The organism is Methylobacterium sp. Leaf104, assembly GCF_001422885.1.
Taxonomy (GTDB): Bacteria; Pseudomonadota; Alphaproteobacteria; order Rhizobiales; family Beijerinckiaceae; genus Methylobacterium.
Window position 1 is genome coordinate 453,531 of record NZ_LMMZ01000012.1, and the last position, 14,804, is coordinate 468,334.

Below are 14,804 nucleotides of genomic sequence, written 5' to 3' on the forward strand. Positions count from 1 at the left end.
GGTGCCGCGTTCATCCCGACGCCAGGTGCGTCGGCGCACCCCGGCGCCACGGTCCCGCATTGCCGGGCGGCCGGGTCCGTCCAAACTCCCGGTTCGGAACGGCCCGCTACGGGCTCCACCCGATTCGAGGGACACCATGGCAACCCAGAAGAACGCGCTCATCGTCGGGGCCTCGCGCGGCCTCGGGCTCGGCCTCGTCGAGACCTTCCTCCAACGGGGCTGGCGGGTGACCGCGACCCAGCGCTCGGCCTCCCCGGGCCTTGCCGCCCTCGCCTCCGACGCCCTCACGGTCGAGACGGCCGACATCGACGACGACCGGGCCGTGACCGCCCTGCACGAGCGCCTGGCGGGCCGGAGCTTCGACCTGATCTTCGTGGTGGCGGGCGTCGCGACCCAGGCGCACGAGCCGCTGCACTTGGTGCCGCGCGAGGTCGCCGCCCAGGTCTACCTCACCAACGCGGTGAGCCCGGTGCGCTTCGCCGAGGCCTTCCTCGACCGGCTCGCGCCCCAGGGCCTCGTCGCCTTCATGAGCTCGATCCTCGGCAGCGTCGGCCTCAACGAATCCGGCGGCTGGGAGAATTACCGGGCGAGCAAGGCCGCCCTCAACACTCTGGTGCGCAGCTTCGAGATCCGCCATCGCGAGGCCGGCTTCGGCGTGCTGCTGCTGCATCCGGGCTGGGTCCGCACCGAGATGGGCGGAGCCGATGCCGATCTCGACGTCGCCACCAGCGTCACCGGCATGGTCGACGTGATCACGGCCCAGCTCGGACGGACCGGCACGGCCTATCTCGACCACACCGGCAAGACGCTGGACTGGTAGCGAGCCGGACCCGCGGTCAGGGGCGCCCGATCGGCGGGCGCCCGCGCCGCTCGACCACCACCGGCGGCCGGGTCCGGCGCTCGACGATGACCGTGCGCGGCGCCCGGCTCGGGCTGGCGGCGGTGAGGATGCGCTCCGGCATCCGCTCGGAGTGGCGTTCGGGCCTGGCCTCGGATTTCGCTTTGGCGGCGGCGACCACGTGCTCGCGGACCGCTTCCGCCGGCAGGCCGATGAGCCCGGCGGCGATCTCCACCTGCTGCTCGATGTCGTCCGCGAGGTCCTGGGCCGCGGCGACGGCCTCGGGGATGGTCGGCGGCTCGCGCCGCACGCGGATCGGCGGGAGATCCTGGAAGGATTTCGAGGTCTTCTTCACGGCGCGACTCGCTTGGGGCATCGCCGGATCATAAGCGGGTTCCGCGGGTTTGTGCACCGCACACATTCGCGGGAGACCCGCGCGCCCGGTGCATCGCGGCGCCGTGATGGATTTTCGATCAGGCTCCCGGCGCCCCCGCGAGGGACCCTGCATGGGCCGGAAGCGCCCTGCCGGTGGATTGGGCAGGTCCGGGCGTCGAAATGACGCGCCGCCCGCCGGGGCCGCCCGCCGGTTGCGGTGCGGCCGGCAAGGGCGGATAGTCCGGGCATGCAGGCCTGTCCGTTCGATCTCTCCGACCCCCGCCTCGTGCCGGCCCGGCCCGAGATCGCCGACCTGCGCCTGCGGGGCCATGTCGAGGCCGAGCGCTACGTGGTGGGCGAGGCCCGCTCCGTCGTGGTGCCCTCGGCCCCCCTGCGCCGCACGCCCCGCTTCGATGCCGGCCTCGAGACCGAGGCGGTGATGGGCGACGCGGTGACCGCCTACGGCGCCGAGGAGGGCTTCGCCTTCGTCCAGTTCGCCCATGACGGCTATGTCGGCTACCTGCCCGAGGCGGCCCTCGGGCTCGCCGTGGCGCCGACCCATCGGGTCACCGCCCTGCGGACCTTCCTCTACCCCGGGCCCGACCTGAAGCAGCCCGCCAGCGGCTGGCTCACCCTGGGCGCCCGCCTCCGTCCGACCGAGAGCCAGGGCGACTATCTGCGGATCGCGGGCGGCTACGTCTTCGCCGGCCACTGCGCCCCCCTCGCGGCGGTCGAGCCCGACTACGCCGCCACCGCCGAGCGCCTCGTCGGGACGCCCTATCTGTGGGGCGGCCGCACCAGCCTCGGCCTCGACTGCTCGGGCCTCGTCCAGCTCTGCCTCGCGCAGGCCGGGATCGCGGCGCCGCGCGACGCCGACCAGCAGGAGCGCGGTCTCGGCGAGGCCCTGCCCCTGGACCTCGACGGGCTGGAGCGCGGCGATGTCGTGTTCTGGCGCGGCCATGTCGGGCTGATGCTCGACGCCACCCGCCTGATCCACGCCAACGGTCACCACATGGCGGTGGCGGTGGAACCCTTGCGCGAGGCCGTCGCCCGCATCCGGGAGAAGAGCTACGGCCCGGTGACGTCGCTCCGGCGGCTCAGCCCTTCAGCCGCATCTTGATCCGGTAGACCAGGCCGTCGCGGACGTCGCGATAGGCGTCGAGGCGCTGCTCGCGGGTGCCGTCCTGGATGTGGGTCGGGTCGGGGGTGGGCCAGTACTCGACCTCGACCGCGTTGGTGCGGGTCAGCTCCAGGGCGGCGTGGTGGGCTTCCGGCGCCAGGGTGACGATGAGGTCGAAGTTCAGCCCCTCCCACTCCTCGAGCTGGGCCAGCGTGCGCGGCTTGTGGCGCGCCGCGTCGATGCCGATCTCGTCCAGCGCCGCCACCATGAACGGATCGGCCGGCTCGCCGGAGCGCACCCCGGCCGACTGGACGTAGATCGACCTGCCGAAATAGTGGCGCGCGATGGCCTCCGCCGCGAGCGAGCGCACGGCGTTGAAGTTGCACATGAACAGGGCCGACTGCACGCGCGTCTTCTTCGGGCCGGTCGCGTCCGCCATCCGGTCGTCTCAGCCTCGCACTTCGAGAGCGATCGCGGCTCTAAGCCTTCCAGTGCAAGGCGAAGACCAGGGTGAAGAGGCGCCGCGCGGTGTCGTGGTCGAGGTCGACCTTGCCCTCGAGCCGCTGGCGCAGCAGGTCGGAAGCCTCGTTGTGCAGGCCGCGCCGGCCCATGTCGATCGCCTCGATCTGGGTCGGCGAGGCGGTGCGGATGGCGTTGTAGTAGCTCTCGCAGATCATCTCGTAGTCGCGGATCACCCGGCGGAACGGGGTCAGCGACAGGAGGTGGGTCATCACCGGCTCGCCGTCCTCGCGCTTGATGACGAAGGCGAGCTTGCTCTCCACGAGTCCGAGCGTGAGGGCGTAGGGGCCCTCGCGGCCGGGGATCGTGAAGCTGTTGTCCTCCAGGATGTCGAAGATCGCGATGGCACGCTCGTGCTCCTGGTCCGGGTTGCCCCGTCCGATCGATTCCTCGTCGAGGGTCACCACCGCGAGGCGGTGCGGCGATTTCGCCTTCGCCTCCGGCGCCTTGGCGTCCTGGGAATTCGCTTCGCTCGACTTGGCCGCACCGGACATCAGGCCCTCACAGGTTCAGGCGGATCGCCACGGAGCGGGCGTGGCCCTCCAGGCCCTCCGACCGTCCCAGCGCGATGGCCGAGGGTCCCAGCGCCCGGAGGGCCGCCGGGTCGCAGCGCAGGATCGTGGTGCGCTTCATGAAGTCGAGGACGCCGAGCCCGGAGGAGAAGCGCGCCGAGCGGGCGGTGGGAAGGACGTGGTTGGGGCCGCCGACATAGTCGCCGATGGCCTCCGGCGTGTGCGCGCCGAGGAAGATCGCCCCGGCGTTGCGCACCTTGGCGGCGAGCGCCTCGGCGTCGGCCGTCTCGATCTCCAGGTGCTCCGGGGCGAGGCGGTCGACCAGGGGCACCGCCTCGTCGAAGGTGCGCACCACCACGATGGCGCCGTAGTCGCGCCAGCTCGCCCGGGCGATCTCGGCCCGGGGGAGGGTGGTCAGGGCGCGCTCCACCGCCTCGGCGACGTTGTCGGCCAGGGCCTCGGACTCGGTGATCAGGATCGACTGGGCCGCGGCATCGTGCTCGGCCTGGGCCAGGAGGTCGGCCGCCACCCAGTCGGGATTGGCGTGCGCGTCGGCCAGGATCAGCACCTCGGAGGGGCCGGCGATCATGTCGATCCCGACCTGGCCGAAGACCCGGCGCTTGGCCGCCGCCACCCAGGCATTGCCGGGGCCGACGATCTTGGCCACCGGCGCGATCGTGTCCGTGCCGTAGGCCAAAGCCGCCACCGCCTGGGCGCCGCCGACCCGGTAGACCTCGTCGACGCCGGCCAGATGCGCGGCGGCGAGCACCAGCGGGTTCATCGTGCCCTCCGGCATCGGCACCACCATGACCACCCGGGGCACCCCGGCGACCCGGGCGGGGATGGCGTTCATCAGCACCGAGGAGGGATAGCTCGCGGTGCCGCCGGGCACGTAGAGGCCGACGGATTCCAGCGCCGTCCAGCGCCAGCCGGCGGTGACGCCGAGGCTGTCGGTGGCCATGTGGTCGCCCGGCACCTGCGCGGCGTGGAACGCCTCGATGCGGGCGGCCGCGAAGCGCAGGGCCTCCAGGGCCTCGGCCGGGCAGGCCGCGACGGCCGCCTCGATCTCGGCCGGCGTCACCCGCAGGGAGTCGACGGTGAACTCCGCGCCGAACCGGTCGAAGCGGCGGGTGTAGTCGACCAGCGCCGCGTCGCCGCCCGCGACCACGCCCGCGATGATGCCGCGCACGGTCTCGTCGACATCCTCCGAGATCTCGCGCTTGACGCTGAGCAGGCGCGCGAAGGCGGCGGCGAAGTCCGCGTCGCGGGAATCGAGGCGGACCATCAGGCGTTTCCCTTGAGCACGTTGTCCGCGGAGGCGTTGCCCGCGATCGCGGCGCGGCCGGCGGCCACGGCCTCGTGGTCGGGCCGCCCCTCCACCTCCCAGACCGGCCCGAGATCCTTGAGCTGTACCTCGATGCATTCGAGGTCGAGCTGGATCGCCGCGCCGCCGGCGAAGACCAGGGTGGCGGTGCCGGAGGGCGCCTCGGTGGGCGCGAAGGTGATGGCGAGGAGCTCGAGGGGCGCGTCGGATTCGGCCCCCGGGGTGATGCCGCGGCTGCGCACCCGCAGCACCCGGTCGAAATGCATGCCGGTGAGGCGCCGGCGCGGCGGCGCGCCGTCCTCCGCCGACCAGTCGAAGCGGCGCGCCACCAGGACGAAGCGGTGCTGGCCCGCGAGATAGGCGAGGTCGCTCGCCTTCAGGATGGCGTCCTGCAGGTGGGCGGAGACGACGCCCAGGTCTTCGGCGTCGAGGGCGGCGAGCCTGAGAAGCTCCATGATCGGGTGTCGCGCTCGTGTGGCGGCCCCGCACCGGTGCGGGGCGCGGCCGTTCAGGGTGTGGGAGCCGTAGGTAGCGAGGCGGCCCGCCCACGGCAACCGGTCCGGCCGAACTCCGCCATTGTCCCGCCGGCCGAACCTGCTAGGGACGCCTCGCTGCGCCGGCCCTTCGCCGGCGAACGGAGTCGAGACGTGTCGGCCGCATCCCTGTCCCTGCCCGGCGAGGCCCGCCCGCCTTCCGAAGCCGCCGCCACGGTCCGCGCCGTGGTCGCGATCCCGGTGCGCAACGAGGCCGAGCGCATCGCCGCCTGCCTCGGCGCGATCGAGGCCCAGACCGGCCTCGCGCCGGGCAGCCTCGGCGTGGTCCTGTTCCTCAACAACTGCACCGACGGCACGGAGGCCATCGTGGCCGGGCTCGTGCCGCGGATGTCGGTGCCGGTCCGGGTCGAACACGTCACCTATGCCGGCGCCCATGCGGGCTGGGCCCGGCGCGAGGCGATGAACCGGGCGGCCGACTGGCTCGGCGCCGACGGCATGATCCTCTCGACCGATGCGGACAGCCGGGTTCCGCCCGACTGGGTCGCGCGCAACCGGGCCGCCCTCGACCGGGGCGCCGACGCGGTGGCCGGGCGCATCCGGCTCGATCCGGACGAGCGCGCCCTGCTGCCGCCCTCCCTGCACTGGCGCGGCGACCGGGAGGACATCTACAGCGACCTCCTCACCGAGGCCGAGGCGCGCATCGATCCCGATCCGCACGATCCCTGGCCCTGCCACCGCACCACCATCGGCGCCACCCTGAGCGTCAGCGTCGCGGCCTACCGGGCGGTGGGCGGCATGCCCGCGATCGCGCTGGGCGAGGACGGCGCCTTCGTGGCGCTGCTGCTCGCGCAAGGGCTGCACGTCCGGCACGACCCCTCCATCCTCGTCACGGTCTCGGGGCGGATCGTGGGCCGGGCGCCGGGCGGCGTCGCCGACACCATCCGGGCGCGCTGCGAGAAGCCCGACAGCCTGTGCGACGCCCGCCTCGAATCGGTGCCGCGGGCGCTGTTCCGCTACGCCTGGCGCCGCCGCCTGCGCCGGCTGCACGCCGCGGGCCGCCTCGGCACCGAGCGGGGCTGGGCCCGGACCCTGCGGATCGCGGAAGCGGACGCCGCCCGCGTCGCGGCCCATCCGCTCGCCGGCCACGCCGTGGCCGAGGCCGAGCGCGCCAGCCCGCGGCTCGTCCATCGTCCCCTCGGCCCGCGGCAGCTGCCGGGCCAGATCCGGGTCGCCCGGGCCGTGCTGCCGCTGGTGCGCCTCGTGACGCGGCTCCTCGGCCGAGACGGGACCGTCCAGGCCCTGTTTCGGTCGGCCAAGGCCCTCAGGCGGCGTTCAGCCCGGGGCCGCTAGATCCGAGGGCGATGAGACGACACATGCGAGGGACGCCCGCCATGACGCGCAGGACCACGACGACCATCAGGACCACGATCCTCGCGCTCGCCACCGCGGCGACGCTGGGCACCGGCCTCGGCGCCTTTGAGGCGCGGGCGCAGTATTACGGCGACGACGACCGGCCCCGCCGCTTCGAGCGCCGCTACGACGAAGATCGCTACGAGCGCCGGCGCTACGAGGAGGACCGCTACGACCGGCGTCCCCGCGGCTACGGCGGCGGGTTCGGCCGCCTCTGCCTGACCCAGCGCGGCAACTGCATCACCCGCCCGCAGCCCTACGGCTCGCGCTGCGGCTGCGACATCCCGGGCTTCGGCCGCAAGCACGGCGAGATCGGCGGCTGAGCTTCCGAGGGCTCTCCGCCCCGGCCGGGCGGAGAGCCGCTGCCGTCAGCTGCGGACGCGGGTGATCTCGGCGCCGCAGCGGGCGAGCTTGGCCTCGAGCGCCTCGAAGCCGCGGTCGAGATGGTAGACCCGGTTGATGCTGGTCTCGCCCTCGGCCGCGAGGCCGGCGATGACGAGGGAGACGGAGGCGCGGAGATCCGTCGCCATCACGGGCGCGCCCTTGAGGCGGTCGACGCCCTCGACGATGGCGAGGTCGCCCTCGAGCCGGATCCGGGCGCCGAGGCGGGCCAGTTCCTGCACGTGCATGAAGCGGTTCTCGAAGATCGTCTCGCGGATGTTGGACTGGCCCTTGGCCAGCGTCATCAGCGCCATGAACTGCGCCTGCAGGTCGGTGGGGAAGCCCGGGAACGGATCGGTGGTGACGTCGACCGCGGCGATGCCGCCGCCGTTGCGCCGGATGCGGATCGTGTCGGTGCCGCTCGTGATCTCGGCGCCCGTGGTGGCGAGGATGTCGAGGGCCGAATGCAGCAGGTCGGCGCGGGTGTTCTCCAGGGTGACGTCGCCCCCCGTCATCGCCACCGCCATGGCGTAGGTGCCGGTCTCGATCCGGTCGGGCAGCACGTCGTGGCGGGCGCCGTGCAGGCGCGAGACGCCCTCGACGGTGATGCGGGGCGTGCCGGCGCCCTCGATGCGCGCACCCATCTTGGTGAGGCAGGCGGCCAGATCGACGACCTCGGGCTCGCGCGCGGCATTCTCGATCAGGGTCGAGCCGTTGGCGAGCGCCGCCGCCATCAGCGCCACGTGGGTGCCGCCCACGGTCACCTTGGGGAAGTGGATCTCGCCGCCGCGCAGGCCGTTCTTGGCCCGGGCGACGACGTAGCCGCCATCGACCTCGACGGTGGCGCCGAGGCGCTCCAGCGCCATCAGCAGCAGGTCGACGGGACGCGTGCCGATGGCGCAGCCGCCCGGCATCGAGACCCGGGCCTCGCCGAAGCGGGCGAGCAGCGGCGCGATCACCCAGAAGCTCGCCCGCATGGTCGAGACGAGCTCGTAGGGCGCCGTGGTGTCGATGACGTTGGAGGCGGTGAGGCGGATGGTCTGGCCGGTCTCGGTGGTCTGGCCCGGGCGCTTGCCCACCACCATGTGGTCGACGCCGTGGTTGCCGAGGATGCGCAGGAGCGCGTTGATGTCGGCCAGCCGCGGCACGTTGCCGAGCTCCAGGGTCTCGCCGGTCATCAGGCTGGCGATCATCAGGGGCAGCGCGGCGTTCTTGGCGCCCGAGATCGGGATCACCCCGTGCAGCGGCCGCCCGCCGATGATGTTGATGCGGTCCATCGTTCTAAAACCTTGCCTGAAACCTGGCCCGGCCAGGGCGCATCACGCGCCGCCGGCCGGAGACATTCGACATCGAAACCCGGCAGATCGAAACCTGGCGGGACCTGCGCCGTCCACGTGGAAACGGCACCGTTATAGCCAAGTTTTGTCGAAAAGGAGGTTCGCGGCGCGCGATCATGCGTCCCCGTCGCGCTCGGGAGCCTGCCCGGATTCCGGCCGACCCGACCGGCCGCGCGACTGGGCCTTGCGCCGGCGCAGGTTGTCGCGCAGGGCCGCCTTCAGGCGCTCGGCCCTCTGACCGGCGGCGTTCACCGGTGCTTGCCCGGACGGGTCGTTGCGTGTGCCCGTGCGGGAAGGCCCGGCCTCGGTCTCGTCGTCCATCATGCGTCGCGGGATCCGGCTGCGGGTGAAGCATAGCGCGCGGCGCGAAGGCTCGGGAAGGCCGACGCGACGCATCGTCGCCACGTCGTCGTGTCGGCTTTGCATCCGTGGTTCGATGGATGCAAAGCAGGAATGCGGATGTCGACTTGAACCAATTCCAAGTTCACCTGTATCGTCGCCACCGCGTCGGGGAAACCCGAGCCAGGGCGAGCGTCGCCAGCAACTCCTCCGCGGAGTGTGCGCCAGGCTCGCCATCGAGATCGGTTGCATCGGGGGCCCCCGCACGAGGGTCCGCGTGGAAACGATCCCGCCGGAGGCCGCGACCCCACCGCCGGCCCCTCAGCCCAAGCGTGAAGGACGGATGCCCGTGAACCGCATGCCCGCGACGATCAAGATCAGCGACACCAAGCAGGGAGCGGGCCAGGAATCCGGGCAGGGGTGCAACACCGGGGCGGTGGGCCGGACCGACTACGAGTCGCATTTCCGCACCGCGCTGGACCGCCTGCACGGCGAGCGCCGCTACCGGGTCTTCGCCGACATCGAGCGCATCGCGGGGCGCTTTCCCACCGCGCATTGGCGCAAGCCCGACGGCGGCACCTCCGAGATCACGGTGTGGTGTTCCAACGACTACCTCGGCATGGGCCAGCACCCGGACGTGGTCGGCGCCATGACCCGCACCGCCGCCCGCTGCGGCGTGGGCGCGGGCGGCACCCGCAACATCGCCGGCAACAACTCGCCGCTCGTCGACCTGGAGCGCGAGCTCGCCGACCTGCACGGCAAGGAGGCGGGCCTGGTCTTCACCTCGGGCTACGTCTCGAACCAGGCCGGCATCTCCACCATCGCCAAGCTGATCCCGAACTGCCTGATCCTGTCGGACGCCTTCAACCACAATTCGATGATCGAGGGCGTGCGCCATTCGGGCTGCGAGAAGCGCGTCTTCCGCCACAACGATCTGGCCCATCTCGAGGAGCTGCTGATCGCGGCGGGCGACCGCCCGAAGCTGATCGCCTTCGAGAGCGTCTATTCCATGGACGGGGACGTCTCGGACATCGGCGCGATCTGCGACCTCGCCGACCGGTACGGCGCCCTGACCTACCTCGACGAGGTCCACGCGGTCGGCCTCTACGGACCCCGCGGCGGCGGGATCAGCGAGCGCGACGGGGTGATGCACCGGGTCGACGTGATCGAGGGGACGCTCGCCAAGGGCTTCGGCTGCGTCGGCGGCTACATCACCGGCTCGGCGGTCCTTTGCGACGCGGTCCGCAGCCATGCCCCGGGCTTCATCTTCACCACCGCCCTGCCGCCGGCCATCGCGGCGGCCGCCATCGCCTCGGTGCGCTACCTCAAGCGCTCGAACGGCGAGCGCGAGGCGCACCAGCGCCAGGCCGCCCGCACCAAGGCGGCCCTCGAGGCGGCCGGCCTGCCGGTGCTGCACACCGAGACCCACATCGTGCCCGTGATGGTGGGCGATGCCGAGCTGTGCAAGGCGGCGGCCGACCACCTGCTGGAGCATCACGGCATCTACATCCAGCCGATCAACTACCCGACCGTGCCGCGCGGCACCGAGCGCCTGCGCATCACGCCGTCGCCGTTCCACGACGACGCCCGCATCGCCAAGCTCACGGCGGCCCTCACCGAGACCTGGGACACCCTGGACCTCCCCCGCGCCGGCACCGTCTTCGTCGAGGCCGCCGAATAGGCCGGGCGCGCCGGCTCAGTTCAGGCGCCAGATCGCCCCGGTGAGCACGGTGGCGAAGCCGACCCAGGCGGCGTAGGGCACCAGCAGCCACGCCGCCGCCCGGTCGAAGCGCCAGGACAGGCGGATCGTCCAGAGGATCATCACCCACATCGCGGCCGAGACCACCAGGGCGGCCCCGAGGGCGTGGGCGGAAAAGAAGGTCGGGGTCCAGGCGGCGTTGAGCGCGAGCTGCACCGCGAAGGCGACCAGCGCCAGGCGCCACGCCCCCACCGTCGGGCCGGTGCGCGGCTTCGCCCCGAGGAGCCGGAAGGCCGAGAGCGCGATCATCGCGTAGAGGATCGTCCAGGCCACCGGGAACGCCCAGTTCGGCGGGTTGAAGGACGGCTTCGTCAGGCCCGCATACCAGCCCTCGATGTTCGGCCCCGTGGCGGCCGAGCCCAGCACGGCCGTCGCCACCACGGGCAGGATCGCCGCCGCCAGCCGCCCGGGCAGGGCCAGGGCGGGTCCGGCGGGAACGTGGATCGGTGACGATGCGGGTGCGCGCGACATGCAGAACGGTCTTCCTTGCCTCTGATCCGGCTTCGGGACGGAGCGCTGACGCCCCGGCTTGCGGTCCGTGCCAGGGTCTGCGAGGGCGGGTCAACCGAACCGTCACCCTGCGGACCCGCCCATGCCGGACCCCCTGTCAGAACCGAACGCGCCGACGGGGCCTTCGGATGCGCAGCCTCCCTTCGCCAAGCGCAGCCTCGCCGCGCAGGCCCTCGGCCGGGTCGATCCGGTGACGCGGGGCGTGGTGGCACCCCTGCACGTCGCCACCACCTTCCTGCGCGATCCCGACAACGGCTACAGTTCGGGTTTCTCCTATGCCCGGCCCGACAACGCCACCGTGCGCGAGGCGGAAGGCGTGCTGGCGATGCTGGAGGACGCCGGCGCCGGCGCCCTGCTGTTCGGCTCCGGCATGGCGGCGGCCACGGCGGTCTTCACCGCCCTGGAGCCCGGCGACCACGTGGTGGCGCCCCGCGTGATGTATTGGGGTCTGAAGCGCTGGCTCGCCAGCGAGATGCCGCGCCGGCGGATCGCGGTCGACTTCGTCGCCATGGACGACCTCGCCGCCCTGGCCCGGGCGATCCGGCCGGGCGCCACGAAGCTCGTCTGGATCGAGACCCCGGGCAACCCGCTCTGGACGGTCACCGACATCGCGCAAGCCGCCCACCTCGCCCATGCGGCGGGCGCGCGGCTCGCCGTCGATTCCACCGCGGCCTCGCCGATCCACACCCGGCCCCTGACGCTGGGCGCCGACCTCGTGATGCACTCGGCCACCAAGATCCTGAACGGCCATTCCGACGTGGTGGCGGGCGTGCTCGCCGGGGCCCGGGCGGACGGGTTCTGGGAGCGCCTCGTCGCGATCCGCTCCGGCGGCGGCGCCATCCTGGGTCCGTTCGAGGCCTACCTGCTGATGCGCTCGCTGCGCACCCTGCCGTTGCGGGCGGCGGCACAATCGGCCGGTGCCGCCGAGCTCGCGCGCCGCTTCCAGGGGCATCCCTGCCTCTCCCACGTGCTCTATCCCGGCCTGCCGGACGATCCCGGCCACGCGGTGGCGGCCCGGCAGATGGAGGGCGGCTTCGGCTTCATGCTGTCGATCCGGGTGCGCGACGGCGCGGCGGCGGCGATCCGCGCGGCGGCGCGGGTGCGGCTGTGGAAGCGGGCCACCTCGCTCGGCGGCGTCGAGAGCCTGATCGAGCACCGCGCCTCGGTGGAGGGACCGGACTCGCCCTGCCCGCCCGATCTGCTGCGCCTCTCCACCGGGATCGAGGCGGTGGACGACCTGTTCGCCGACCTCGACGAGGCCCTGCGGGGCGCCTGAACTTTTCGGTGGTGCCGCGCAGGGGCCTCGCGCGTTGGTGCGGCAAATCCCGATCCCGCGGCCGGAGGCCGGCGCAGGATCATGCCCCGAGGGACCGCCCGACCATGATGAAGCCCGTCCTCCTCTCCGGACCCCTCGCCCTGCTGCTCCTCGGCGCCCCCGCCCGGGCCGAGAGCGGGCCGCCGGAGCTGAACATCGAGCGGACCTGCCGGTCGGCGGCCTCCGCGAGCGTCAGCGACAATGCCAGCCAGGAGGGGTGCCTGCGCTCCGAGCGCGCCTCCCGCGACGAGGTCAGGCGCCGCTGGGGCGAATTCACCCCCGCCGCCAAGCGCCAGTGCGAGAAGCAGTTCGAGGCGGGCGGCTTCCCGTCCTACGTCGAGATGGTGACCTGCCTCGAACTCGCGAGCGGTACCGGCCTGCCGAAGCAGCCCGACGATCCGCGCGCCGGCCGGGGCACCAGCAGCGCCACGAAGGAGCCGAGCCCGGCCCAGCGCACCGACCCGATCAAGGTGCTCGAGCAGAAGTAGGCCGACGAGTCCCGCCTCAGCTCGACGAGACCGGGACCTCGTCGGCGATCCAGGCCGGCTGCGGCCGGCCGCGGCCGGGCTCGGCCGCCCCGCCCCGGCTGTAGGCCAGGGCGGTGAGCTCCGGGGCGCGGGCGGTGTCGTCCACCGTCAGGAACAGGCGGCGCCCCTGGGAGATCCGGCCGAGGCGGGCGCTGCTGGTCAGCACGCTCTGGGCCGGGCTCGACAGCAGGCCGAGCACCACCGGCGCCATCCAGAGGGCGAGCCAGGCATCGCCGGCCCAGGCCAGGCCGGCCGCCAGCAGGGCGCCCGCCACGAGGGTGTCGACCTGGAGCCGGCAGGCCTCGGCCCAGGGCACGCGGCGGTCGTCGCGGACCTGCGCGTCCCAGCGCACCACGCGGCCGACGAAGGTGGTGGCGACGGCGCCCGCCGCGAACAGGGTCATCACCGGCCAGAGCAGGACCCAGATCGCCTGTTCGAGGGCGGCGCTCTTCAGGAGCGATGCGGTGCCGCCGAAGGCCGCGCGCCGCTCGCGCGAGGCCAGGACGTGGCCGAGGCTGAGGAGCTTGGGCAGGGCCAGGATCGCGAGGACGAGGGCGGCGAGGGCATGGGCGGCGGCGCCCGTGCCGGTGAGGCCGTAGCCGAGGAGGCCGAGGTCGCCGCTCCGCGCCGCCTGGAGCGTTCCGAGGGCGAGGAACAGGACCCAGAGCGGGCAGGCCATGTAGGACAGGATGCCGACGGCGAGGTGCCAGCGGCTGGCCGGGCGCAGGCCCGGCATGGCGGTGACGCGCAGGTGCTGCATGTTGCCCTGGCACCAGCGGCGCTCGCGCCCGAGGAGGTCGACGAGGTTCGTGGGCATCTCCTCCCAGGTGCCGCCCATCTCCGGCAGCAGGCGGACCTCCCAGCCGGCCCGGCGCAGCAGCGCGCCCTCAACGATGTCGTGGCACAGGATCTCGCCGCCGAGCGGCGCCTTGCCGGGCAGGACGGGGAGCTCGGCGTTGTCGGCGAAGGCCGCGACCCGCACGATCGCGTTGTGGCCCCAGTAGCTGCCGTCCGGCCCCTGCCAGGTCTCCAGGCAGCGGATCGCCAGGGGCGCGTAGAGCCGCACGGCGAATTGCTGGATGCGGGCGAACAGGGTGTCGCGCCCGGTGGCGTAGGACACGGTCTGGATCAGGCCGACGCGCGGGCTCTCCTCCATCAGCCGGGCCAGGCGGCGCATGGCGCTGCCGGTCATCAGGCTGTCGGCGTCGAGCACGATCATGAAGTCGTATTCGGACCCGTAGGTCTTGCAGAACTCGGCGATGTTGCCGGCCTTGCGGCCGGCATTGTCCCGGCGCCGGCGGTAGCGGATCCGCGGCAGGCCGGGTCCGTGCTGGCGGGTCCAGGCCTCGATGCGCGCGAATTCGTGCTCCTCCACCGCCGCGATGGCGCCGTCCCGCGTGTCGGAGAGGACGAAGATGTCGATGTCGCCGCCATCGCCCCCGGCCCGCTGCAGCGAGCGGGCCATGACGCGCAGGGCCGCGAACACCGCGACCGCGTCCTCGGCGTGGATCGCCACGACCGCGGCCGTGCGGCTCAGGCCCGAGGCCTCCGCCGGGATGGTGAGGGAGCGGCGCTCCAGGGCGGATTTCGCCCGGTCGCCGAAGGCTGTGGCGACGAGGCCGTAGACGTATTGCCAGGCCACGAAGGCCTGCCAGGTCATGACGAGGGCGAACAGCCCCAGCACAGCTGCCCCGAGGAGGCCGGACGGCGTTCCGTAGGCGGCCAGCGCCAGGGCGGTGACGGCCGCCCCCAGGGCGAGCGGCGGCAGGGCCAGCAGCAGGCGGCGGCCCAGAAAGCCGGCGGGCGAGGGGGTGGGCGAGGGGACGGGCGAGCCGGCGGGCACCCCGGGAGCGATTTCCAGCGGACCCGGGATTTCGGCCGCCGGAGCGTCGTGCGACAACCTGTGGGACATGGGGCGCGGGAAACTCGAAGGAGGGACACCGCGCTCCACCACCGGGCGCGATGCCGGCGAAGGGGAAGCGATGCACGATGGCGAGGGTCTCGAAGGATCCGGGTGGACCGTACCCTTCTCGCGGCGGCAGGC

At 73.1% G+C, this 14,804-nt stretch carries 16 protein-coding genes; 7 read left to right on the top strand and 9 right to left on the bottom strand.

The window, feature by feature from the left end:
- Positions 1 to 136: 136 nt before the first annotated feature.
- Complete coding sequence (locus ASF49_RS11570) at positions 137 to 820, top strand: SDR family oxidoreductase (protein ID WP_056472476.1); 684 nt, start codon at positions 137 to 139, stop codon at positions 818 to 820.
- Between the two features lie 16 nt (positions 821 to 836).
- Here the strand turns inward: ASF49_RS11570 and ASF49_RS11575 are convergent, their stop codons facing one another.
- Positions 837 to 1,214, bottom strand: a complete 378-nt coding sequence (locus tag ASF49_RS11575; RefSeq protein WP_056472480.1) for a hypothetical protein — start codon at positions 1,212 to 1,214, stop codon at positions 837 to 839.
- A 246-nt stretch (positions 1,215 to 1,460) separates the two neighbouring features.
- Here ASF49_RS11575 and ASF49_RS11580 point away from each other — a divergent pair, with 246 nt between their 5' ends.
- Positions 1,461 to 2,333, top strand: a complete 873-nt coding sequence (locus ASF49_RS11580; RefSeq protein WP_056472484.1) for a C40 family peptidase — start codon at positions 1,461 to 1,463, stop codon at positions 2,331 to 2,333.
- On the opposite strand, the gene ASF49_RS11585 is transcribed toward ASF49_RS11580, so the two are convergent.
- The 4 genes from ASF49_RS11585 to ASF49_RS11600 are packed head-to-tail and all read right to left on the bottom strand — an operon-like array spanning position 2,311 to position 5,143.
- Positions 2,311 to 2,772 carry an arsenate-mycothiol transferase ArsC gene (locus tag ASF49_RS11585; RefSeq protein ID WP_056472487.1) on the bottom strand — a complete coding sequence of 154 codons (462 nt, stop codon included), beginning with the start codon at positions 2,770 to 2,772 and terminating at the stop codon, positions 2,311 to 2,313. The two genes, ASF49_RS11580 and ASF49_RS11585, sit on opposite strands and share 23 nt — an antisense overlap.
- Positions 2,773 to 2,812: 40 nt before the next feature.
- Positions 2,813 to 3,346, bottom strand: coding sequence for a UPF0262 family protein (locus ASF49_RS11590; protein ID WP_056472490.1), 534 nt, complete (start codon positions 3,344 to 3,346; stop codon positions 2,813 to 2,815).
- 7 nt (positions 3,347 to 3,353) lie between these two features.
- Positions 3,354 to 4,649 carry a histidinol dehydrogenase gene (gene hisD, locus ASF49_RS11595; RefSeq protein WP_056472494.1) on the bottom strand — a complete coding sequence of 432 codons (1,296 nt, stop codon included), beginning with the start codon at positions 4,647 to 4,649 and terminating at the stop codon, positions 3,354 to 3,356.
- Positions 4,649 to 5,143 carry a DUF2948 family protein gene (locus ASF49_RS11600; RefSeq protein ID WP_056472495.1) on the bottom strand — a complete coding sequence of 165 codons (495 nt, stop codon included), beginning with the start codon at positions 5,141 to 5,143 and terminating at the stop codon, positions 4,649 to 4,651. The genes hisD and ASF49_RS11600 overlap by 1 nt, the downstream gene beginning before the upstream one ends.
- A 192-nt stretch (positions 5,144 to 5,335) precedes the next feature.
- Here ASF49_RS11600 and ASF49_RS11605 point away from each other — a divergent pair, with 192 nt between their 5' ends.
- Positions 5,336 to 6,532, top strand: a complete 1,197-nt coding sequence (locus tag ASF49_RS11605; protein ID WP_431739891.1) for a glycosyltransferase — start codon at positions 5,336 to 5,338, stop codon at positions 6,530 to 6,532.
- Between the two features lie 41 nt (positions 6,533 to 6,573).
- Complete coding sequence (locus ASF49_RS11610) at positions 6,574 to 6,915, top strand: hypothetical protein (RefSeq protein WP_056472498.1); 342 nt, start codon at positions 6,574 to 6,576, stop codon at positions 6,913 to 6,915.
- 45 nt (positions 6,916 to 6,960) lie between these two features.
- On the opposite strand, the gene murA is transcribed toward ASF49_RS11610, so the two are convergent.
- Positions 6,961 to 8,250: a UDP-N-acetylglucosamine 1-carboxyvinyltransferase gene (gene murA / locus ASF49_RS11615; protein ID WP_056472502.1), complete on the bottom strand. Its 1,290-nt coding sequence runs from the start codon at positions 8,248 to 8,250 to the stop codon at positions 6,961 to 6,963.
- A gap of 174 nt (positions 8,251 to 8,424) precedes the next feature.
- On the bottom strand, positions 8,425 to 8,631 hold the full coding sequence (locus ASF49_RS11620) for a hypothetical protein (RefSeq protein ID WP_431739894.1): 207 nt from the start codon (positions 8,629 to 8,631) through the stop codon (positions 8,425 to 8,427).
- Positions 8,632 to 8,992: 361 nt separating this feature from the next.
- On the opposite strand from ASF49_RS11620, the gene hemA reads away from it, so the two are divergent.
- Positions 8,993 to 10,330, top strand: a complete 1,338-nt coding sequence (gene hemA, locus ASF49_RS11625; RefSeq protein WP_243214510.1) for a 5-aminolevulinate synthase — start codon at positions 8,993 to 8,995, stop codon at positions 10,328 to 10,330.
- Between the two features lie 15 nt (positions 10,331 to 10,345).
- Here hemA and ASF49_RS11630 read toward each other — a convergent pair whose 3' ends face one another.
- Positions 10,346 to 10,879 carry a TspO/MBR family protein gene (locus ASF49_RS11630; protein WP_056472507.1) on the bottom strand — a complete coding sequence of 178 codons (534 nt, stop codon included), beginning with the start codon at positions 10,877 to 10,879 and terminating at the stop codon, positions 10,346 to 10,348.
- Positions 10,880 to 11,012: 133 nt separating this feature from the next.
- Between ASF49_RS11630 and ASF49_RS11635 the strand changes: the two genes are divergently transcribed.
- Positions 11,013 to 12,194 carry a trans-sulfuration enzyme family protein gene (locus ASF49_RS11635; protein WP_200930044.1) on the top strand — a complete coding sequence of 394 codons (1,182 nt, stop codon included), beginning with the start codon at positions 11,013 to 11,015 and terminating at the stop codon, positions 12,192 to 12,194.
- Between the two features lie 104 nt (positions 12,195 to 12,298).
- Positions 12,299 to 12,721, top strand: a complete 423-nt coding sequence (locus tag ASF49_RS11640; protein WP_056472514.1) for a hypothetical protein — start codon at positions 12,299 to 12,301, stop codon at positions 12,719 to 12,721.
- Positions 12,722 to 12,737: 16 nt separating this feature from the next.
- On the opposite strand, the gene mdoH is transcribed toward ASF49_RS11640, so the two are convergent.
- Complete coding sequence (gene mdoH, locus ASF49_RS11645; RefSeq protein ID WP_082511154.1) at positions 12,738 to 14,672, bottom strand: glucans biosynthesis glucosyltransferase MdoH; 1,935 nt, start codon at positions 14,670 to 14,672, stop codon at positions 12,738 to 12,740.
- Between the last annotated feature and the right edge of the window lie 132 nt (positions 14,673 to 14,804).